The organism is Paraburkholderia sp. UYCP14C (genome assembly GCF_004197395.1).
In the GTDB taxonomy this organism is placed as follows: domain Bacteria; phylum Pseudomonadota; class Gammaproteobacteria; order Burkholderiales; family Burkholderiaceae; genus Paraburkholderia.
In genome coordinates this window covers 1-338 of sequence record NZ_SELS01000374.1, presented here as the reverse complement: position 1 = coordinate 338, position 338 = coordinate 1, and the positions used below count along the sequence as shown (strand labels likewise).

General features: G+C 60.4%; 1 pseudogene. It reads right to left on the bottom strand.

Annotation, left to right across the window (positions count from 1 at the left end):
• Positions 1-87: 87 nt before the first annotated feature.
• A pseudogene (locus tag EVC45_RS45270) lies at positions 88-338 on the bottom strand (helix-turn-helix domain-containing protein); the annotation flags it as partial.

Genomic DNA, 338 nt, shown 5'->3' with positions numbered 1-338 from the left:
AGGCAGAGAACCCTGACTGGTCGAAGTAGATCAGGCGGCACGCCCCATCGCGAGCCGCCTGCTGCAGCTTTGAGAGCGTATCTGTCTTCACCGCGAACTCCTGCGCATCGCGCTTTTTTTAAGCGAGTAGCGGCCACGTTTGTAGGAGAATCCTTCATGCCGGAGTGCAATCGACAACGTTTCCAGCCGGCACGGCAACGGCTGGCCATGAACTTCCTCGACGCGCAGCGCAATCTGCCTGAGCGTCATCGATTCGGCACGCGCGGCTTCCACGACCGTGGCGATCATGGCATCAGACAATGCGCGGGGACGCCCGCCTTTATGTCCGGTCAGCAAAC